At 69.2% G+C, this 20103-nt stretch carries 14 protein-coding genes and 1 pseudogene; 6 read left to right on the forward strand and 9 right to left on the reverse strand.

The window, feature by feature from the left end; all coding sequences use genetic code 11:
• Window positions 1–1647 (reverse strand): annotated as a pseudogene (locus AC07PR_RS00735) (hypothetical protein); the annotation flags it as partial.
• A gap of 582 nt (window positions 1648–2229) precedes the next feature.
• Between AC07PR_RS00735 and AC07PR_RS00740 the strand changes: the two are divergent.
• Window positions 2230–2724 carry a VOC family protein gene (locus AC07PR_RS00740; protein WP_483106612.1) on the forward strand — a complete coding sequence of 165 codons (495 nt, stop codon included), beginning with the start codon at window positions 2230–2232 and terminating at the stop codon, window positions 2722–2724.
• A gap of 41 nt (window positions 2725–2765) precedes the next feature.
• On the opposite strand, the gene AC07PR_RS00745 is transcribed toward AC07PR_RS00740, so the two are convergent.
• The 4 genes from AC07PR_RS00745 to AC07PR_RS00760 form a co-directional block, all read right to left on the reverse strand.
• A complete protein-coding gene (locus tag AC07PR_RS00745) occupies window positions 2766–3446 on the reverse strand; it encodes a DUF6928 family protein (RefSeq protein WP_495134036.1) in 681 nt (226 codons plus the stop codon).
• A 40-nt stretch (window positions 3447–3486) separates the two neighbouring features.
• Window positions 3487–4416 (reverse strand): alpha/beta hydrolase, encoded by a 930-nt coding sequence (locus tag AC07PR_RS00750; RefSeq protein ID WP_377154809.1) that lies wholly within the window; start codon window positions 4414–4416, stop codon window positions 3487–3489.
• A gap of 137 nt (window positions 4417–4553) precedes the next feature.
• Entirely contained in the window at window positions 4554–4988 is a 435-nt protein-coding gene (locus tag AC07PR_RS00755) for a response regulator (protein WP_377154810.1), read from the reverse strand.
• 40 nt (window positions 4989–5028) lie between these two features.
• A complete protein-coding gene (locus AC07PR_RS00760) occupies window positions 5029–5445 on the reverse strand; it encodes a FlxA-like family protein (protein ID WP_495134037.1) in 417 nt (138 codons plus the stop codon).
• A 143-nt stretch (window positions 5446–5588) separates the two neighbouring features.
• On the opposite strand from AC07PR_RS00760, the gene AC07PR_RS00765 reads away from it, so the two are divergent.
• Window positions 5589–6383 (forward strand): inositol monophosphatase family protein, encoded by a 795-nt coding sequence (locus tag AC07PR_RS00765; RefSeq protein WP_483106608.1) that lies wholly within the window; start codon window positions 5589–5591, stop codon window positions 6381–6383.
• Window positions 6384–6575: 192 nt separating this feature from the next.
• On the forward strand, window positions 6576–8003 hold the full coding sequence (locus AC07PR_RS00770; protein WP_495134038.1) for an MFS transporter: 1428 nt from the start codon (window positions 6576–6578) through the stop codon (window positions 8001–8003).
• A 7-nt stretch (window positions 8004–8010) separates the two neighbouring features.
• On the opposite strand, the gene AC07PR_RS00775 is transcribed toward AC07PR_RS00770, so the two are convergent.
• A complete protein-coding gene (locus AC07PR_RS00775; protein WP_495134039.1) occupies window positions 8011–8940 on the reverse strand; it encodes a glucosamine inositolphosphorylceramide transferase family protein in 930 nt (309 codons plus the stop codon).
• On the reverse strand, window positions 8933–10009 hold the full coding sequence (locus AC07PR_RS00780) for a glycosyltransferase (protein ID WP_377154814.1): 1077 nt from the start codon (window positions 10007–10009) through the stop codon (window positions 8933–8935). The genes AC07PR_RS00775 and AC07PR_RS00780 overlap by 8 nt, the downstream gene beginning before the upstream one ends.
• Window positions 10010–10421: 412 nt before the next feature.
• On the opposite strand from AC07PR_RS00780, the gene AC07PR_RS00785 reads away from it, so the two are divergent.
• Window positions 10422–11666, forward strand: a complete 1245-nt coding sequence (locus tag AC07PR_RS00785; protein ID WP_377154815.1) for an efflux RND transporter periplasmic adaptor subunit — start codon at window positions 10422–10424, stop codon at window positions 11664–11666.
• A gap of 20 nt (window positions 11667–11686) precedes the next feature.
• A complete protein-coding gene (locus AC07PR_RS00790; RefSeq protein ID WP_377154816.1) occupies window positions 11687–14920 on the forward strand; it encodes an efflux RND transporter permease subunit in 3234 nt (1077 codons plus the stop codon).
• An 87-nt stretch (window positions 14921–15007) separates the two neighbouring features.
• On the opposite strand, the gene AC07PR_RS00795 is transcribed toward AC07PR_RS00790, so the two are convergent.
• A complete protein-coding gene (locus tag AC07PR_RS00795) occupies window positions 15008–18196 on the reverse strand; it encodes a sensor histidine kinase (RefSeq protein WP_495134040.1) in 3189 nt (1062 codons plus the stop codon).
• A gap of 148 nt (window positions 18197–18344) precedes the next feature.
• Window positions 18345–18731, reverse strand: coding sequence for a hypothetical protein (locus tag AC07PR_RS00800; protein WP_495134041.1), 387 nt, complete (start codon window positions 18729–18731; stop codon window positions 18345–18347).
• Window positions 18732–18771: 40 nt separating this feature from the next.
• On the opposite strand from AC07PR_RS00800, the gene AC07PR_RS00805 reads away from it, so the two are divergent.
• Entirely contained in the window at window positions 18772–19977 is a 1206-nt protein-coding gene (locus AC07PR_RS00805; RefSeq protein WP_495134042.1) for an NHL repeat-containing protein, read from the forward strand.
• Window positions 19978–20103: the final 126 nt, after the last annotated feature.

A 20103-nucleotide genomic window follows, 5' to 3' on the forward strand; every position in this document is an offset into this window, starting at 1 on the left:
GACCTGGGCGGTCGACAGGGCGGCGACCTGGGCGGTGCCCAGCGCGCGGATCTGGGCCGAGCCCAGCGCGTTCAGGTCGTCGCTGGACATGGCCTGCACCTGGCCGGTGGTAAGGGCGGAGACCTGTTGGGTCGTCAGCGCGGCGACCTGGTCGGATTGCAGCGCATCGAACTGGTCGGTGGTCAGCGAGCGGATCGCGGCGGAGGACAGCGCACGCAGGTCCTGCGACTCGATGGCGGCGATCTGGTCGGTCGACAGGCCGGCCAGTTGCTTGGAGGTCAGAGTCGCGAACTGGCCGGAGGTCAGCGCGACGATGGCGTCGGTGGACAGCGCGGCGATCTGGGCCGAGCTCAGCGCGGCGACCTGGCCGGTCGTGAAGGCCTGGACGTCGGCCGACTCCATGCCGGAGACCTGGTCGGTCGACAGCGCGGCGATCTGGGCGGTGCCCAGCGCGCGGATCTGCGCGCTGCTCAGCGCGTTCAGTTCATCGGTCGACAGCACGGCGACCTGGCCGGTCGTCAGCGAACCGATCTGGGTGCTGGTCAGCGCCGAGACCTGGTCGGAATTCAGCGCCTGGACCTGATCGGTCGTCAGCGCGCGGATGGTGGCGGTCGAAAGCGCCTTCATGTCATCGGAGCTGATGGCCGCCATCTGGTCGGTCGTCAGGCCCTTGACCTGGGTGGAGCTCAGGGCGCCGATCTGGCCGGAGCTCATCGCCTCGATCGAGTCGGTGCTCAGGGCGCCGACCTGGGCCGAGCTCAGCGCGCGGACCTGCGCCGTGGTCAGCGCCTGCACGTCGGCGCTGTCGACGCCGGCCAACTGGTCGGTGGTCAGCGCGGCGATCTGCTGCGTGGTGATGGCGCGGATCTGGTTGGTGTCCAGGGCGGCGATCTCATCGCTGGCCAGCTGGCGGATCTGCTGCGTGGACAACGCGCCGATCTGCGCGGTGGTCAGCGCGGCGACCTGGTCGGAGTTCAGCGCGGCGATCTGGTCGGTGCCCAACGCCTTGACGGCGGCGGTGCTCAGCGCGTGCACGGCGTCGGAGGTCAGGGCGGCCGCCTGGTCCGAGGTCAGCGCGGCGGTCTGCGTGCTGCTCAGCGCGGCGGCCTGATTGGTCGCCAGAGCGGCGACGCCCTCGGTGGAGAGGGCGGCGACTTGTTGCGAGCTCAGGGCCTTGATCTGGTCGGTCTTCAAGGCCTGCAGGTCGTCGGAGGCCAGGCTGCCCATCAGGCTGGTGGAGATGGCGGCCACCTGCTGCGTGGTCAGCGCACGGATCTGGTCGGAGGCCAACGCGTTCAGGTCATCCGATTCCAGGTTCTTGACCTGCTGCGTGGTCATCGCGCCGACCTGCCGGGTCGTCATCGCGCCGAACTGGTCGGAGCCCAGGGCATTCAGCTGAGCGCTGGTGAAGGTCTGCACCGCGGCGGTGGTCAACGCGCGCAGGTCGTCGGTCTCGATGGCGGCGATGTTGGTCGTCGTGAACAGCGACACGGCCTTGGTGCCGAGCGTGGCGAACTGCGAGGTCGTCAGCGCCTGGAACTGCTCGGTGGTGAACGCGGCCCAGTCTTCGCTGGTCAGGCGCGCCAGGGTCGTCGACGTGAGGGCGGCGATCTGGTCGGTCGTCAGGTTGGTAATCAGCGATGCCATCTTGGAACTCCGTGAACCTATGGGGGGCGGATGCGCCCATAGGCGCGAGGTGGGGTTGGGTCAGCTTGTTGTTGCCGGGCACCCGAACTTCCGGATGCCGTCATTCGGTTTTCGGTCGCCGATTGACAAACTTGAGCTAGCCCAGAAATGTTATTGGCGGCTTGCTTAACGTGAACGGAACAAAAGGGCCGGGAGTCGGCCTCAGTTCACGGTTACAGAAGCGGCGTAAAGCCCGCGAACGCGGGGGGAGGGATGCTTGCCGAGGCAAGGGATTTCGGCGCCGTTGTCGAACGATCGTTCACTTGTCACGCGCCAGACATCCAATGGTGATCGGCACTTAGGCGTGATCCTGAAGTCCGGATGCACGACGAGGCCCGGCTCGATGAGCGACGGATTGCTGCAGCGCGCGCCTGAAACACGATGTAAACAGTGTGAACGAAGTCTGAGGAAACCCTGGGCAGGCCCTGGGCTCGACCGGGCTTGGCGTGTGTCGGGCGTGATAAGTTCACGGGTTTCCAGCCGGCCGGTCACGCTCAGTTTCCAGGGTATGACACCCCTATTAGTTATTGACGGCCAATCAATATGACGATGAACGCAACGAAGCCTTATCGGATCCTCGGCATCCAGCAGATCGCCATCGGCGGGCCGGACAAGGCAGCGCTGCGCCGGCTGTGGGTGGACGTGCTGGGGCTGGAGGTCACCGGCACGTTCGTGTCGGAACAGGAGAACGTCGACGAGGACATCTGCGCGATCGGCGCCGGGCCGCATCGCGTCGAGGTCGATCTGATGCAGCCGCTGGATCCGGAGAAGCGGCCGGCGGTCCACGCGACGCCGCTCAATCACGTCGGGTTGTGGGTGGACGATCTGCCCAAGGCGGTGGAGTGGATGACCGCGAACGGGGTGCGTTTCGCGCCGGGCGGCGTCCGCAAGGGCGCGGCAGGCCACGACATCTGCTTCATTCACCCGAAGAGCAGCGGCGAGTTCCCCATCGGCGGGGAGGGCGTGCTGATCGAACTGGTGCAGGCGCCGGACGACGTGGTGAAGGCCCTGGGCGGGCCGTCCGGCTCAGGCGCCTGAGCCGCACGGCCGGGGCGTCGCGTGCGCCACGGCCAGCACCGTCACCAGAACTTCCACCAGGGCGAGGGCTCGGACGTCTCTTCCGCCGCCGCCTTGCGCCGCGTGCCCGAGCGCTGGAAGTGCAGCAAGGGGATCGAGAACGGATCGACGCTCGCTGCGCCACTGCCCTCGAGCTGATATCCGAACCGGGCGAGCAGGACCTCTTCGCCCAGCTCCAGCGGATGGAAGGGCAGGGGGTAGGCGTCCTCGCCCGGGTCGCTGGTCACGCGCTGCTGCTCCGCCCAATACGGCGCCTCGAAGGGCAGCGGCTCGCCGATGTCCTCCAGGATGCCGCTGTCGGGGGACAGGCTCAGGGAGCGGATCAGGCGTCCGTCTTCCCAGACGGCAAAGGCGAACCAGTCCACCACGCTGTGCATCGCGTGCAAGGTGATCCGGCGTTTGCCGGCGATGTCGAGGAAGCGGCCCGGCAGCTGCGACGGGTGGTCGACCGCAAACTCGCTGGCCGCGATGATGGAGACGCCGGGGAAGCAGCCGATGAACATCAGCGGGTCCGGCGGATTGGTGTAGCTCAGATCGCCTTCGCCGATCAGCTCGAGCGACTCTCCCGGGAAGAGCCGTTCCGCCAGCGCGCGCGTGGCGTCGCGGTCGAGCGCCGGCTGCCCTTCCAGGGCCGCGCGAGCGTCGCCGTCCGCGATGACCAGCATCCAAGTCTTGGCCCCCATGCGCCATCCTCTCCGTTCAGTGGCGAGGATGGTAATCGCGTCAACCCTCGTACGGCCCTTTCCCGGGCAGCGCCCACAGCAGGCCGAGCGTCGCGCCGGCCGGCGCGACGGTGAGATGGTCCTCGCCGGCCAGAACGCGGCTCTCGATGCGCAGCGACTTGTAGCGGCGCCTGCGCAGCTGTGTCTCGAACCGGCGCACGTCGGCGACGAGGTCGCTCTCCTTGTTGAAGCGCGGTCCCGGCGCGACGGCCTCGTAGGCGCCGACGTACTGGAAGACACGGGCCGCCAGGTCGGTGTGCTGCTTCGCGTAGGCCGCTTCCTGCTCGAACACCAGGTGACGATCGAACCAGAACGACGGACTGCCGAGGATGTAGTGGCTGAACAGCGCCGGCCTGGCGAGCAGGACCTGCGCCGCGAACAACGCGCCGTAGGAATGCCCGAGCAGCACGCGGCGGGCCGGGTCGAGCTGGTAGCGCGCGGAGATGGCCGGTACTGCGATGTCGGCCAGGTACTTGAGATAGGCCGCCCCTTCGCCGTAGCGCGGCGCGCCATAGCGATCGGCGGGCCGCCCGGGCCGCGTCCGGGGATCGCTCGGGGTGTAGTCGCGCGAGCGCATCTCCACGGCGGATTCATCCGCGGGCCCCGCCAACCCGACGACAGCGAAATCGGCCAGGTTGCGACCCTGTTGACCCACGCGGTTGCGCAGCGCCCGCACGAGCGGGAAGGCATAGGGCGCATCGGTCACGAACACGGCCGGTCGGGGACCGGTGTTTGGAGGCGCATTCGGCGGCAAATCGATCCAGACCTCGTAGCGGCGGCCGGTGGCCGGATCGGGCAGCGGATGGACGAAGGTGCCGGGCAGGGCGTAAGGCCCGGTGGCATCCGGCAGCGCGGGCGCGGCGATGGACCGGGTGGTCGGCATCAGCAGCGAGCCCAGCGCCGCGGCGAGGACTTGCCTGCGGTCGGTCATGCGAGGAAGCGGGAGCAGCGAAGGGTCGCGAGTGTCTCGCGGCGTGGCGGCGGGACGCCCCCTGGAAGCCGTTACGTGCGTTACGGACGTTCCGCGCGCCAGGTGCCCGTCATTTGCGCGCCAGGCCCTCGCGTGCCTCAGTCGACCAGGATGTTCCGGTTCTTCAGCGTCAGGTGGATCTTGTCGCCGACCGTGTCCTTGTTGAAAGGCTTGACGATGTAGCCGGTCGCGCCGAGCTGGGCGGCGCGGATGATGTCTTCCTTGCGGCCCTCGGCGGTGACCAGCAGCACCGGCACCTTGCGCAGCGGATCGGACTCCGGTTTGGCGCGCAGGGCCTCGAGGAGCTGGAAGCCGTTCATCACCGGCATGTTCACGTCGCTGAGGACGAAGTGGACCGGTTCGCCCGACTCGGCACAGAGTTCGAGCTGGCGCAGCGCGGCCTTGCCGTCCTCGGCCTCGAGGATCTTCTTGAAGCCCAGCTCGCGGAGCAGCCCGGAGATGATGCGGCGCATGGTCGAGAAATCGTCGACCACCAGGAAACAGAACTCTTCGCGTTTGATCGTCGTGACCATGTGGAACCCCTTCAGGGGTGGAATCCTAGCGTGAGGAGGCTCAGGCGTATTCGTCGAGGAAGGCGCCCAGCGACGCGTGAGCGGGAGAGCGCCTTGCGCCGGCCTCATCAGCGTCCCGATCCTGGTCCCGGTCCTGAGCCTGCGTCGAGGCCTGGGGCGCGGCGCTCTGGCCGGATCGCTCCGCTGCCTTCGCTTGCGCGGCCTCCGCCGCCTGTTTCTGGATCTGGGCGATCTGGTCCATCACCATCTGCATCTGGGTTTGCAGCAGCTTCTGGCGTTTTTCCTTCGCCTGGGCGTCCATCGTCGAGTCCGAGGCGAGATCCTTCATCTGCTTCTGCAACTGCTTGAGTTGCGATTGCAGACGTGCGATCTGCGCGTCGGGGCCGGTGCCGGAGGCCGCGGAGGAGGTCCCCGTCGAGGTCGATGCCGAGGAGGCGGAGGGGATGGCGACGTGCATGATGGATTCCCGGGCGATGCTCCGATATCGGCCCCCGGGGCCGGGTCTTGAGGGGGCCCGGGGCGACCGCGTGCGTGCAGCGGCTGCCCGGACCCGCGCCGAGGCTCACGCCGGGGTCATGGCACTGCGGGTAGCATCCCCGGATGACCTCGACAACGCCTGACCCCGTCGCCGCACTGCTGCGCCACGCCGCCGCCACCTGGATCGCGCCGCGTTTCCGCCATCTGGCGGACGAGGAGGTGATGGAGAAAGCCCCCGGCGAGTGGGTCACGACCGTCGATCGTGATGTCGAGGCCTTCCTCACCCCCGAGCTGCGTGCGCTGGTGCCCGGCTCGCGCGTCGTCGGCGAAGAGCAATGCGCGGAGACGCCGGAGCTGCTCGACCAGCTCGACGAGGGCGCCGTGTGGCTGGTCGATCCGCTGGACGGGACCTTCAACTTCATCTCGGGGCGCGAACCGCTGTCGTCGATGGTGGCGCTGCTGGAAGACGGCGTGACCGTCGGGGCCTGGATGCTGGATCCGATCTCGGGGGTGCTGCATCACGCCCGGCGCGGGCAGGGCGCCTGGCGGGAGACGGAACGGCTGCACACGGCGCCGGGCTCCGGGCTGAAGCGGGCCGTCGTCAAGACGCGCTTCCTTCCGCAGGAACACCAGGACCGCGTCGCGACCTGGCAGGGCGTCGAGATCCTGCCCGGACTCAACTGCGCCGGCGCGGAGTACCCCGCACTCGCCGAAGGCGCCTTCGACGCGACGCTGTATTGGCGCAAGCTCGCCTGGGACCATGCGCCAGGCACGCTTTTCATCACGGAAGCCGGCGGTTTTGCGGCGCGGCTGGACGGCACGCCCTATCGCGCTGGCGACCGGCAGCCGGGGTTGCTCGTGGCTCGCAGCCCCGACGTGTGGGAAGAGGCTGCGGCAGCTTGGAAGAAGACGTCGTGAGCCCGGGCGAGGGCGCTCCAGGGGGCATGGGGGATCCCTCCAGGACCCCCAAGCACCCTTCCGGCCCCAGTCGCGCTCGTTGACTTCGGCCTCGCTGGCATGCGCTGACTGAGGGTCGCGGCGTTTCCGCCGATTGGGGCGGTCAGGAGCGGAGGCTCCGGTTTGGAACGCGGATTGCCGCATCTGGCGTCGATGACAGCCTCCCTCGATATCGCACGCCGGCTTGACCGGCTGCCCTGGTCGCGCTGGCACTGGCGCGTGGTGCTAGCGCTGGGCGTGGCATGGGTGCTTGACGGGCTTGAAGTCACCCTGGTCGGCTCGGTCGGCGCCGTGCTGGAAAGACCTGACACCCTCGGCCTGAGCGCGGTCCAGGTCGGCTGGTCCGGATCGCTGTATCTCGCCGGGGCGATCGTCGGCGCACTGGTCTTCGGCCGGATGTCGGACCGGCTCGGCCGCAAGCGGCTGTTCCTCGCGACGCTCGCGATCTACGCCGTGGCCACGCTCGCGACGGCTTTCTCCACCGACTTCACCTTCTTCGCGCTGTGCCGCTTCGTCACCGGACTGGGCATCGGCGGCGAGTACGCCGCCATCAATTCCGCGATCGACGAGCTCGTGCCCGCCCGCGTGCGTGGTCGGGTGAACCTCGCCATCAACGGCAGCTTTTGGATCGGCGCCGCGCTGGGCGCCGCCTCCAGCCTGCTGCTGCTGCATCCGGACGTGCTCGGCCCGGTGCAGGGCTGGCGCGTGGGCTTCGCGATGGGCGCGCTGCTGGCGGTCGGCATGGTGCTGGTGCGCCGCCACGTGCCCGAGAGCCCGCGCTGGCTGCTGCGCCATGGCCGGGGCGAGGAGGCCGGCCGGATCATCGACGCCATCGAGGCCGAGGTCGCCGCGCAGCACGGGCCGCTGCCGCCGCTGCCGCCGCTGCCGGCGGATCGGAGCGAGCACCGCCGCGCCGTGCCCACGATGCGCGAGGTGCTGCAGGTGCTGCTGCGCCGCTACCGCGTCCGCAGCGGCGTGGCCTTGTCGCTGATGCTGGCGCAGGCCTTCTTCTACAACGCGATCTTCTTCAGCTACGCGCTGGTGCTCACGCGCTTCTATGGCGTCGCCGATCATCGGGTGGCGCTCTACATCTTCCCGTTCGCGCTCGGCAACGTGCTGGGCCCGCTGCTGCTGGGGCCGCTGTTCGACCGGATCGGCCGCCGCCGCATGATCGCGCTGACCTACGGTCTGGCCGGCGTGGGCCTCGCGGCGACCGGCATCGCCTTCGTCGCGGACATGCTCGACGCGCGCTCCCAGGCGTTGTGCTGGTCGGCGGTGTTCTTCTTCGCGTCAGCGGCGGCCAGCTCCGCCTACCTCACGGTCAGCGAGGTCTTCCCGCTCGAGATGCGCGCGATGGCCATTGCGATCTTCTACGCCGTGGGCACCGGCGCGGGCGGCTTCGTCGCACCGTTGCTGTTCGGATGGCTGGTGGAGAGCGGCGACCGCGGCAACGTCGCGATCGGCTACGGCATCGGTGCAGTGCTGGTGATCGTGGCAGGCCTGCTCGCGCTGCGCTTCGGCGTAGACGCGGAGCGCAAACCCTTGGAGGACATCGCGCCCTCGATGCACGACGCGGACTAGCGCCGCCTCAGCGCTTGCCGAACCAGCGCCGCACGCGGCGCTTCCAGTCCAGCCACTGGCGGTGGCGCGAGCGGTCGATGCGCTTCACGTCGATCAGCGTGACGTCGCCGCAGGCGGACATCGTGTGCAGGCCGCTGGCGAAGTCGCGATGCGCGAGGTCGCCGGTGAAGGTCGCCGGCAGCGCCTGGACCTCGACGGCGTCCGGCGTCAGACGGTTGAAGCGCAGCCAGCGCGTCGCTCCGCCGTAGCCGTTGCGGCTGTCCTGGACCGGCAGCGTCACAAGACCGTCCGCGCCTACGAAGGGCGTGCCGGCGGGCCGCGCGCCATCATGCGCGCACCTCACCGGATTCGCGCGATGCGGCGTCCACGGGCCTTGCAGCGACTCGGCATGGGCGACGTGCAGCTCGCGCTGGTCGCGCTTGTCCGGGCCGATGACCGCATAGAACATCCACCAGACGCCGTCGTGCCGCAGCAGCGAGGCGTCGACCGCGCGCACGCCCGGCAGCAGCGCGCAGACCCGCTCCCACCGTTCCCAGCGCTCGGCGCCGTCCACGGCGCGGTAGAGCGCGACTTCCTCGGCCTGGCTCGATTCGGGGACCATCCACACCTGCCCGTCGTGTTCGAACACGAACGGGTAGGACAGGTGGAAGGGCGTCTGCAGCACCGGCTTGGGCGCGCTCCAGGCGCCGTTGCTCAGATCCAGCGTGAGTCGCTGCAGGTCGGCGCGCTTGGTGCGGTAGTCGAAGTTCTCGACGAACACATGCAGCGCGTCGCCGTCGCGCAAGGCGAAGGGATCGGCGTAATAGCGCCAGTCGCCGGCCTCGGGCATCCAGACGATCTGGTCCCGCAGTTCGCGCAGGCGCGCCGGGCTGAGCAGATCGATGCGTTCGGGAACGACGCCGACGGTCCAGAAGTCCGACTTCGGACGCTTAACCACGAACGTCTTCCACGCTCAGGCCAGCCAGGTCTTTCTCCCGGGCGCCCTGGCGCGTCAGCACGTCCTGATAGAGCCCCAGCGTGGCCCGCACGGCGGTCGAGCGGTCGTAGCGTTGCATGTCGTAGTCGATCGGGCGACGGTGGTCGCGTTGCCGTTGCTCGAGCGCGGCGGCGATCGCCTGACCCATCGCCGACGCGTCGTCGATCGCCACGATGGCCGATTGCGCCGGGTCCAGCATCTCGCGCGCGCCCAGCGTGGCGGTCGCCACGATCGGCAGACGGGCGCGCATGGCCTCGAGGATGGCCAGCGGGAACTGCTCCTCGCGCGACGAGGACACGTACAGGTCCATCTCGCCGAGCAGCTCGTCGACGTTCCAGCGGAATCCGAGCAGGTGGATGCGCTTGTCGTTGCCGCGCAGCGCCTCGAGCTCCGCGCGCTGCGGGCCCTCGCCGATCAGCACCAGGTGGGCGTTCGCCGGCGCGTGCTGCTGGAAGGCCTGGATCAGCGTGTGCATGCCCTTGGCCGCGTGCAGCCGGCCGACGCAGCCGATCACCGGCGCGGCGGCGGGGATGCCGAGCTCCATGCGCAGCGAGCCGGACGGTGCCTTCGCGGCGCAGGAGCCGGGCGCGCGTTCCGGGGCCCAGTTGTAGATGACGCGATGCATGCCGTCGAATTCCTTCAGGTGACCGACCTGCGCCGAATTGACGCACACCAGCGCGTCCATCCGCGCATGGTGATGCGACTTGTACCCGACATGCAGCGTGCCGACCCGGGCGCTGTGCTTGGCCGCCGCCACTGCCTTGCAGGCGGGGCCGAGGTGGCCGTGGACCACGTCCGCGCCCAGCTTCGTGGCCAACCGGCGCACGCGCGCGCCGCGCAGCAAGGGCAGGCGCAGGCCGTGGTAGCTCACGCGCTGGTCCAGCGCGTGACGCACCGCGGATCCCGCCGGTCCGATCACGTGGACCGTGTGGCCCAGCGCGGCCTGGGCGTTGGCCAGGTCGACGCAATGATGCTCGCCCCCGGCGATGCGAGACGAGAAGACCACATGGACGATGGAGAGTGCGCGCATGACGTCGAATCGGCAAAAGGGATAAATAACGTTTGGAGTCTATTTCTTAACATTCAGCAATAGAGCGGGATTTCCCCCGAGATCGTGGGGTGTACGGTGAGCCCTCGCCAAAAGGTGTGCGCAATTCCCTGCCCAGTGTTGACGCGGGCCAAACACTAGGAGCGGAAGTGGCGCGCGCGACGGCGCGGACAGGGCTGAGTGGCCCCGAGTGGGATGAAACGCCACGTAACCAAACCGGCAGTGGCGGACCTGCGGTCGTCGGCGCGACGAACCGCTGTTTCCCTGGGATGAACTGCGAGGCGTGACCACCTGCATGCAGGGTCATTGAAGTTAAGCTAGCGCGCCTTTTTGCGGCTTTCGCACGAAGGACACCTCTTCACGCCAACTGCCACGTTCCCCCGGAGCCCGCTTCATGCTGCGTCTGTCGCTGATTGCCCTTGTCGTTGCGTCCCTGCTCGCCGGTTGCGGCAAGTCCTCTCCCGACAAGAAGGCGTCGCCCGCGGCCGAGGCAGCCAGCGCGCCGAGCCTGCTGGTCTCGCCCGAGGACGTCCAGACCCTGGGCGTGAGCGCCTATGCCAGCGGCCCGGTCATCACCGGCTCGATCCAGCCGGAACGCCGGGCCGACCTGCGCGCCGAGCTCCAGGCGATCGTGCTGCAGGTCTACAAGGAGAACGGCGAGCGCGTGAAGCGCGGCGACCTGCTGGTGCGCCTGGACGACACGGCCATCCGCGACACGGTCCAGTCCGCCGACGAGTCCGCCCGTGCGTCCTCGCAAAGCTTCGAACAGGCCGAGCGCCAATACCAGCGCCTGAAAACGCTGCAGGCGCAGGGCATGAGCTCCATCCAGGCGATGGAAGACGCGGAGATCCGCCGCAACAACGCGCAGAGCGACCTGGTCGCCGCCCGCGCCCGCGTGGCCACGGCGCGCCAGCAGCAGCAGCGCACCGAGGTGCGCGCGCCGTTCGACGGCGTCGTCAGCGACCGCAAGGTCTCGCCGGGCGACTCGGCGCAGATCGGCAAGGAACTGATCAAGGTGATGGACCCGGCCTCGATGCGCTTCGAGGGTCTGGTCTCCGCCGACCGGATGTCCGAACTCAAGCTGGCGCAGACGGTCTACTTCCGCGTCAACGGTTATCCGCAGGTGGACTTCCAGGGCAAGGTGCGCCGCATCGCCCAGGCCGCCAATGCCAACACCCGCCAGGTCGAGGTGCTGGTCGACTTCGCCGGCGCGCAGCAGCCCGGCGTGGCCGGCCTCTACGCCGAAGGCCGCGTGCAGACCAACAGCATCTCGGCGCTGATGGTGGCCGACAGCGCGCTGGTGCGGGAGGGCGACAAGTCCTTCGTCTGGCGCGTGGAGGGCGGCAAGGTCGCGAAGACCCCGGTGAACCTGGGCGCGCGGGACGACCGCCAGGGCTTGTACGTGGTCACGAGCGGGGTGAAGCAGGGGGATCGCATCCTGCGCAGCCCGACCAGCACGCTGCTCGACGGGCAGCGCGTCGAGCTGGGCAAGACGGCCGTGTCCGCCAGCGGGACCGCCAGGACGGCGACCGGCATGACGAACCCGAGCGGCGCCCCCGCCGCGGGATCGACCACGTCGGGTGCCACCGCCGCGCCGCTGCCGGTGCTGCCGGTGGCTTCGGCCGCGTCGGCCCAGTGATGCGCACAGGAGCCTGAACCATGTTCCTCTCCAATTTCTCGGTCAAGAAGCCGATCGCGATGATCGTGATCATCATCGGCTTGATGGCCCTGGGCCTGCTGGCCCTGTCCAAGCTGCGCGTCAACGAGCGGCCCGACGTCGACCTGCCGCTGCTGGTGGTCAGCATCAGCTATCCGGGCGCCTCGCCGGAGACCTCCGAGCGCGAGATCGTCAACCGCATCGAGAAGTCGCTGCAGAGCATCTCCGGCGTGAACGAGGTCCGTTCGACCTCGGGCGAAGGATCGGCCCAGCTGCTGCTGTTCTTCAACTTCGACAAGAACATGATCGAGGCGGCCGACGAGGTCCGCAACGCGATCGCCGCGGTCCGCCACAAGCTGCCGACGGAAATGCGCGAGCCGGTGCTGCAGCGCGTCGACCCGTCGGCGCAGCCGATCATGCAGCTGGCGCTGTCGTCCAGCAGCCAGTCGCATGCCGAGATCTCGCGGATGGCCGAGGACCAGTTCGCCGACCGCTTCCGCGCCATCCCCGGCGCGGCGACGGTGACGGTGAACGGCTCGCTCAAGCGTGAGCTGTCGGTGTTGCTGAACGCGCAGAAGCTGCGCGAGTTCAACGTCTCCGTGACCGAGGTCGTCAACGCGCTGCGCATGCAGAACACGACGGCGCCGGTGGGCAAGGTGCGCGGACAGCTGGAGGACCAGAGCATCCGGCTGCTGGGCCGCATCGAGTCGCCGGCCGACTTCAACCAGATCGTCGTCAAGCGCTCCGGCAGCGAGCTGATCCGCCTGGGCCAGGTGGCCACGGTGCAGGACGGCTTCGCGGAGCAGACCGGCCTGTCGGTGCGCAACGGCCATCCGAACGTCGGCATCATGGTCACGCGCTCGCGCGACGCCTCGACGGTGAGCGTGGCCAAGGAGGTCCGCAAGCTGGTCGAGGAGATCGACAAGTCCTTGCCCAAGGGCACCAAGCTCGAGGTCGTGCAGGACGGCGGGCAGGACGCGCAGGACAGCCTGAACAACGTGATCCACGCGCTGGTGTTCGGCGCGGGCCTGACGATCTTCGTCGTCTACGTGTTCCTGAACTCCTGGCGCTCGACGATGATCACGGCGCTGTCGCTGCCGACCTCGGTGATCGCGGCCTTCATCGCGGTCTGGCTGTGCGGCTTCACGCTGAACTTCATGAGCCTGCTGGGCCTGTCCCTGGCGATCGGCGTGCTGATCGACGACGCGATCGTGGTGCGCGAGAACATCGTGCGCCACATGGAGCGCGGCGCCGACCGCCGCACCGCCGCGCTGAAGGGCACCGCGGAGATCGGCCTGGCCGTCGCGGCGACGACCTTCTCCATCGTGGCCGTGTTCATCCCGGTGGCCTTCATGCCGGGCGTGTCGGGCGAATGGTTCCGGCCGTTCGGGCTGACGGTGGTCGCCTCGGTGCTGGTGTCGCTGTTCATCTCGTTCACGCTGGACCCGATGCTGTCGGCGTTCTGGGGCGATCCCCCGGGGCATCACGAGGCGCCCAAGACCGGCATCTCCAAGAAGCTGCAGGCGTTCAACGAGTGGTTCGACCGCCAGGCCGACGGCTACGGTCACGTGATCGCCTGGGCGCTGCATCACCGCCGCTGGATGGCGGTGTTCGCGGTCCTGAGCTTCGCGCTCGCGATCTTCCTGCAGGTCAAGCTGGGCGGCACGAGCTTCCTGCCGGCGTCGGATTCCGGGACCATCGCCATCGAGGTCCGGACGCCGGCCTCGTCCAGCCTCGAGTACGCGCGGCTGAAGATGGGCGCCGCGTCCGCGCTGGCGCGCGAGATGCCCGAGACGGTGGCCACCAACGAGAGCGTCAACGCCAGCGGCGGCCGCATCTACGTGGACCTGGGCAAGAGCACCCAGCGCAAGCGCAGCGCGGCGGAGATCGCCGCCGACCTGCGCACGCGGGTGGCGCGGCTGGTCGGGGCGGAGTACGTCGTGCTCGACGACCTGAACAACGGCGCGCAGAAGCCGGTGCAGATCCGCTTCTCCGGCGCGGACTCGCGCAAGCTCATGGAGATCACGACCGACTACATGGAAAAGCTGCGCCGCGTGCCGGGCGCGGTGGACGTGGGCCTGTCGGAGCAGGATCCGCAGAACGAGCTGCAGATCGAGCTCAACCGCGGCCTGGCCAACACGCTGGGAATCTCGGTGGGCGACGCGGCCAACTCCTTGCGGGTGGCCTTCGCCGGCGTGGAGGTCGGCGACTGGATCGACCCGAGCAGCGAGACGCGCGACGTGGCGGTACGGCTGGCGCCGGAGGACCGCGTCGACGCCAGCAACATCGAGCGCCTGCCGATCGCCGTGACCGGCGCCGGCGTGATGGTGCCGCTGGAACAGATCGCGACGGTGACGATGGGCAAGGGCCCGGCCAAGATCCAGCACGCGGACGGCAAGCGGATGATCGCGGTGTCGGCCAACGCGCACGGCCGTTCGCCCGGCGAGGTCACCAGCGACGCGCTGAAGCTGGCCAAGGCGATCAACTTCCCGCCCGGCTACGGCATCGAGCTGGCGGGCGCGGCCAAGGACCAGCAGGAGGTCTTCAGCGCGATGGCCATCGCGCTGTTCTCGGGCATCGGGCTGATGTACCTGATCCTGGTGATGCAGTTCGGCAGCTTCACGGCCCCGATGGGCGTGATGCTGTCGCTGCCGCTGTCGCTGATCGGCGTGGTGGTGGCGCTGCTGCTGACCAAGGGCACGCTGAACCTGATGAGCTTCATCGGGATCATCATGCTGGCCGGCCTGGTGGCGAAGAACGCGATCCTGCTGCTGGACGCGGCGCGTCAGGAGGAGGCCGCCGGCGTGCCGCGCGAGGAGGCGCTGATGCACGCGGGCCGCAAGCGCTTCCGGCCGATCCTGATGACGACCTTCGCGCTGATCGCCGGCATGCTGCCGGTGGCGGTGGGCATCGGCGAAGGCGGCGAGTTCTACCGCCCGATGGCGGTGGCGATCATCGGCGGCACGATCACGTCGACCTTCCTGACGCTGCTGATGGTGCCGAGCTTCTACGACAGCATCGAGATGTTCCGCGACAAGCAGCGCGCCCGCGTGGCGAAGGCAGCCGATGGCTGGGGCAAGGTGGGCGCGATGGCGATCAACCGGCTGGTCGAGCTGGCGGTGATCGTCGGTTTCCTCACCACGCTGATCTTCGTGTGGTGGCTGATCGCCGGGCTGATCAACCGCGGCCGCCCCGTCGCGCACCACGAGGCCGTGCTGGGCGCGGGCGACGATTGAGGCGCGCGGGCCGGGGCTGAGCGCCGGCGACGCCTGACGGTGAAGGGAAGGGCGCCTCGACCAGGCGCCCTTTCCGTTTCCGGCCGGTCAGCCGCGCCGCAGGCGGCGCCACCAGGCGTCGCCGGACGCGCGCGACGCGGCATCGCCGGACGCGGCGTACGCCTGCGTGGCCGCCGCGCGCAGCTCGACCTCCGTGCCCGCACCTGGGCGGGACGTGAGGCGGTAGACGATGCCGGCGAGTTCCGCGCGTTCCCGCATGCCGGACAGGCCCCAGTGGCCCGGCCGGCCGCCGCGGTCCTGCACCTCGTCGGGCACGCCGACGCCGTCGTCCCGCACGAACAGCGCGAAGCTGGCGTCGTCGAACCGGAGCGTGACCTCGATGCGCTCGGCCTGGGCGTGCTGGAACGCGTTGAAGATCGCTTCGCGCGCGATCAGGCAGATCGACGCGGCCAGCGCTGGCGCCAATGGCCTCGGCGTGCCCTCGACCGCCAGCGCGAAGGCGGCGCCGTGCGTGTGCGAGAGCTCGCGCCCCAGCGCCTCCAGCGTGTGCTCGAGCAGATTGGTGTCGGGCGGCGGCAGGCGCAGGTCGGTGACCCGGTCGCGGCCCTCGACGAGCAGCGCATCGGCGTCGGTCAGCACGCGTTCCATCGCGGCGCGCTCGGTGCCGGGCAGCCTGCGAGCGATGGCCTCGAATCGAAGGATCAGTCCGTAGACGCCTTGCAGCAGCGTGTCGTGCAGGTCGCGCGCGATGCGCTCACGCTCCTGCACTCGGGCGGCGAGGCGGTCCTGTTCATGCAGGCGGCGTTGACGCCCGCGCAGCGCGGCCAGGCCCCCCAGCGCGCCGAAGCCCGCGAGCACCGCCGCCGCGCGGAACCATGCGTTCTGGGTCAAGGTCGGCGCGATCTCGAAACGCAGCGTCGCGGGCGCGGCGCTCCACGGGCCGCCGTCCTGGGAGGACTCGACGTGGAAGTCGTAGGTCCCGGGCCCGAGATTGGTATAGAAGGCGCGACGCCGCGTGCCGGCGTCCTGCCAGTCCCGGTCCTGGCCGATCAGGCGATATCGGAAGCGCGTGCGCTCGGGCTGGGCAAGGCTGATGGCGGTGTAGGCGATCTCCAGGTCCCGCGTGCCGGCGGCCAGGCGTTGGGAGCCGTTGCCAGCGTGCCCGTCGCTCGCGCCGTTGCCGCCGTTGCCGCCGACCGGCACGGGCTCGCCGTGCACGAAGAGCCGTTGCACCTCGACCGGCGGCGGGGCCGGCTCGCCCTGGGGCAGACGGGCCGGATCGATGCGGACCACGCCATTGCTGAGCGAGAACCAGAGCACGCCATCCGGCGTGCGCGCGGCCGTGCGCAGCGGCCACGACTGCTCGGCGCGGCCCGAGAGACCGTCGATCAGATCGAAGCGGCGTCCCGACGGGCGCGCGCCGTCGCTGGACGCGGTCAGCGCGCGGCGGACTTCGTCGGCGGTGAGCCGCGTGATCCCGTTCGCGCCGTTGAGCCACAGCTCGCCATCGGGTGTTTCGACGATGCCGGAGACGCCGTCCAGCGCTTCGGGGTCCTTCAGGCGCAGCATCGGCATGCCGGCCTCGGACGCGAGCTGCACGCCGCGTTCGCCGCCGATCCACAGGTGCGATCCTTGCCGCGCGATGACCTTGATCGCGCCGACCTTCAAGCCGTCGGCCGACGACAGCGCCGTCGTCTTGCCGGCCTCGTGCCGCAGCACGCTGCCGTCGTTGTAGCCGATCCAGACGCGGCCGCGATCGTCCGTGCCGATGGCGTCGGGCCCCTTGAGTGGGAACCCCTCGCTGCCGGACAGTCGCGTGACGCGCCCATCGGCGTAGCGCATCAATCCGTAGCGATGCGCGTTGAACCAGAGCGCGCCGGTCGTGTCCTCGGTGATCTCGAAGACCGGGACGGTCCACGGCTGCCCGTCGGGCGTGGGCACCTGGACGAAGCCGGTCCCTTCCTGCCGCCACAGCCCGGTGCGGCCGCCGACCCAGAGCCGCTGCCGGCTGTCGACGAACACGGCGGTGAAGGTTTCCATCCGAGGGTCGGTGGGCATCTTTTCCGGCGTCGATTGTCCGGGCGCCAACTGCTGGATGGAGTTCCCGGAGGCGATCCAGACGCGCCCCTGCGCGTCCGCCGTCATCGCGATGCTGGCGCTGCGGTCGGGCAGCTCGACGCGGTCGACCGCCGCGCCGCGGAAGCGGTCCAGCCCGCCGTTGGTGCCGACCCAGATCGCGCCGTCGCGGTCCTGGAAGACGCGGGTCACGAGTTCGCCGGACAGCCCCTTGTCGGTGCCCAGGTACTGATGCGCCGCCGGCGCGGAGGCCGCCGCGCCCTCGATCGCCAGACGATTGAGCCCGTCCTTCGCGCCGAACCAGAGCTTGCCGTTGCGGTCGAACGCGGGCACGAAGAAGCTTTTCGGCACGGCGACCGGTGGCGCGGCGGGGTCGGTGGACTCGCCGGGCAGCGGCAGAGGCCGCAGACCCCCGACAGCAGGCGACATGTCGTTGGCCCAGGCGCGGCCGCCGCCGATCACGAGCTGCGACTGGCCGAGCGCCGGCACATCGACGACGGTGAAGCGCACGGCGCCTGCCGGTTTCACGAAGATGGCGCGGTCGGTGACGACCCAGATGTTGTTGCTGCCGTCCACCGCGACGTTGAGCGTCGGCGGGGGATGGCCGCTGGCGTCGACGTAGCCGGATTCCGGTCCGACGGGGATCCAGGCGTCGCGCTGGCGCTTCAGCAGCGCGCGACCGGTGGCGACCCAGAGCGTGCCGTCGCGTTCGGCGGCGAAGGCCCGCGTCGAGTAGGAGAAATGCCCCCCGGCCGGATCGACGTGGAGGACGCGGCCCTGGCGCACCAGCGCGGCGCCGCCGTCGAGCAGGCCGACCCACAGCGCGTTGTCTTTCGTCGCGAAGAGCGACAACACCTGCCGGCTCGGCAGCGATTCACCGGCGAGGGCGTCGAAGCGCTCGAAGCGCACGCCATCGAAGCGGAACAGTCCGGTGCCGGTGCCCAGCCACAGGTAGCCGTCGGTGGTCTGCGCGATCGCCATCACCGGACCCGGCATGCCGTCCTTGAGCGTCCAGGTCGTGTGCTGCAGGTGCGCGAGGGGCTGCTCCGACGGCGTCGCCGACTGCGCGTGCGCGGCAGGCGTCAGCAGCACGGTCAGCGCATGTCCGGCGGCCAGCCCGAGCAGATGAAGACGGATCAGTCGTGAAGGGGGCGGGGGCGTCGGAAGGGGCATCGAGGACAGGCGGGCGCGGAAGCGCATGGATTGTGCCTGCGGGGTGGCGGTGCCGAAGTTCTCACACTTTCCCTGTTCAGTTTTGGCGACCAAAACATCCGTCTCGCGAACTCTCTGTGCGCCAGTGAGACTTAGGCAGCTCCTAGCAACTTTGGAGCAACGCGATGCATTCGATTCAAGTCAAGGCGCCGCGGCGAGCGGCACTGAATACCGTGAAAGCGGCGGTGTCGATCTGTCTATCGGTGAGCTTGGCGGCTTGCGGCGGCGGCGGCGAGCCTGTTGACCCGGCGTCTCCTCCCGTGGGCACCGATCCGACGACTCCGACGACACCGACCACGCCGACCACGCCGACCACGCCGACCACGCCGACCACGCCGACGACGCCGACGACGCCGACGACGCCGACGACGCCGACGACGCCGACGACGCCGACCACGCCGACCACGCCGACGACGCCGACGACGCCGACGACGCCGACGACACCGACGACACCGACGACACCGACGACGCCGACGACACCGACGACACCGACGACACCGACGACACCGACGACACCGACCACGCCGGTTCCGGATCCTGCCCGCCCCATCGGCGGAAACGTGATGGGTCTGGACGCTGGCAATGACCTGATTCTGAGCAAGAACGGTAGCGAAGACCTGCGCGTGCAAGGCAACGGTGCCTTCAGCTTCGCAACGCCGGTCACCAATGGCGCAACCTATACCGTCACTGTCAAGGCGCAACCGCTGTGGCAGAACTGCGCCGTCACCAACGGCAGCGGCAGCGCGACCTCCCCGGTGAGCAACGTGACCGTCGTGTGCACCGCAGCGCAGGCGAACGTCACGACGTTTGCGGGCTCAGGGGCGAATGGTTCCGCCAATGGCAATGGCGTCAATGCACAGTTCTCTGCGCCAGGCAGCGTGACCGTGGACCGTCTGGGAGTCCTCTATGTGCAGGATGGCCAACAGATCCGCAAGATCACATCCGCAGGCGACGTCACGACGCTGGCGGGCTCGGCGACGTCGGGTTCGGCCAATGGCAATGGTGTCAATGCAACATTCACCAATCCAGCAGGCGTGGCCGTCGACGGCAACGGGAATGTCTATGTGGCGGATTCGAACAACAACCTGATCCGCAAGATCACGCCCGCAGGCGATGTCACGACCTTGGCAGGCTCGTTGGCAAGTGGCGCGACCGATGGCAATGGCGCCGCTGCGCGCTTCAGCGCTCCGTTTGGCGTGGGCGTGGACGGTAGCGGGAACGTCTACGTGGCGGATACGAGCAACAACCTGATCCGCAAGATCACACCCGCAGGCGATGTCACGACGCTGGCAGGCTCCGGAGCGCAGGGCGCGGACAACGGCTTTGGCGTGTTGGCCAAGTTCACGCTGCCGGTAGGCGTGGGCGTGGACAGTGTCGGGAATGTCTATGTGGCGGATACGACTAACCACCTGATCCGCAAGATCACGCCCGCAGGCGATGTCACGACGCTAGCGGGTTCGGGGCAAGCGGGCGCCGCCAACGGCAATGGCCTCAGTGCCGCATTCAACTATCCAGCTGGCGTGGCCGTGGACCGGGGTGGGAACGTCTATGTGGCGGATTCGGGAAACAACCTGATCCGCAGGATCACTCCGGCGGGCGATGTCACGACGCTGGCGGGCTCCGGGGCGAGCGGATCGGTCAACGGCATTGGTGCCAATTCGTCATTCCGTCAGCCGGAAGGCGTGGCCGTGGACAGCGACGGGAACGTCTATGTGGCGGATCAGAACAACAACCTGATCCGCAAGATCAGCCCTGTTCGCACGCCGTGATCCGTCGCGACCGGCGGTGCGCCGGTGCGAGGTGCCAGGTCTTGACGTGCCCTGGGGCCGCTGACCGATCCTGATCGTCGACCCTTGCCGATCAAGGACGCCCGATGCCGTGCATCGGGCGTTTGC

The organism is Roseateles sp. GW821-FHT09H11 (genome assembly GCF_059415845.1).

What these genes read in the sequence shown, in the direction of transcription:
- AC07PR_RS00740 (WP_483106612.1), top strand. Translation starts at nt 2,230, where the DNA reads ATGACGATGAACGCAACGAAGCCTTATCGGATCCTCGGCATCCAGCAG.
- AC07PR_RS00745 (WP_495134036.1), bottom strand. Translation starts at nt 3,446, where the DNA reads ATGGGGGCCAAGACTTGGATGCTGGTCATCGCGGACGGCGACGCTCGC.
- AC07PR_RS00750 (WP_377154809.1), bottom strand. Translation starts at nt 4,416, where the DNA reads ATGACCGACCGCAGGCAAGTCCTCGCCGCGGCGCTGGGCTCGCTGCTG.
- AC07PR_RS00755 (WP_377154810.1), bottom strand. Translation starts at nt 4,988, where the DNA reads ATGGTCACGACGATCAAACGCGAAGAGTTCTGTTTCCTGGTGGTCGAC.
- AC07PR_RS00760 (WP_495134037.1), bottom strand. Translation starts at nt 5,445, where the DNA reads ATGCACGTCGCCATCCCCTCCGCCTCCTCGGCATCGACCTCGACGGGG.
- AC07PR_RS00765 (WP_483106608.1), top strand. Translation starts at nt 5,589, where the DNA reads ATGACCTCGACAACGCCTGACCCCGTCGCCGCACTGCTGCGCCACGCC.
- AC07PR_RS00770 (WP_495134038.1), top strand. Translation starts at nt 6,576, where the DNA reads ATGACAGCCTCCCTCGATATCGCACGCCGGCTTGACCGGCTGCCCTGG.
- AC07PR_RS00780 (WP_377154814.1), bottom strand. Translation starts at nt 10,009, where the DNA reads ATGCGCGCACTCTCCATCGTCCATGTGGTCTTCTCGTCTCGCATCGCC.
- AC07PR_RS00785 (WP_377154815.1), top strand. Translation starts at nt 10,422, where the DNA reads ATGCTGCGTCTGTCGCTGATTGCCCTTGTCGTTGCGTCCCTGCTCGCC.
- AC07PR_RS00790 (WP_377154816.1), top strand. Translation starts at nt 11,687, where the DNA reads ATGTTCCTCTCCAATTTCTCGGTCAAGAAGCCGATCGCGATGATCGTG.
- AC07PR_RS00795 (WP_495134040.1), bottom strand. Translation starts at nt 18,196, where the DNA reads ATGCGCTTCCGCGCCCGCCTGTCCTCGATGCCCCTTCCGACGCCCCCG.
- AC07PR_RS00805 (WP_495134042.1), top strand. Translation starts at nt 18,772, where the DNA reads ATGGGTCTGGACGCTGGCAATGACCTGATTCTGAGCAAGAACGGTAGC.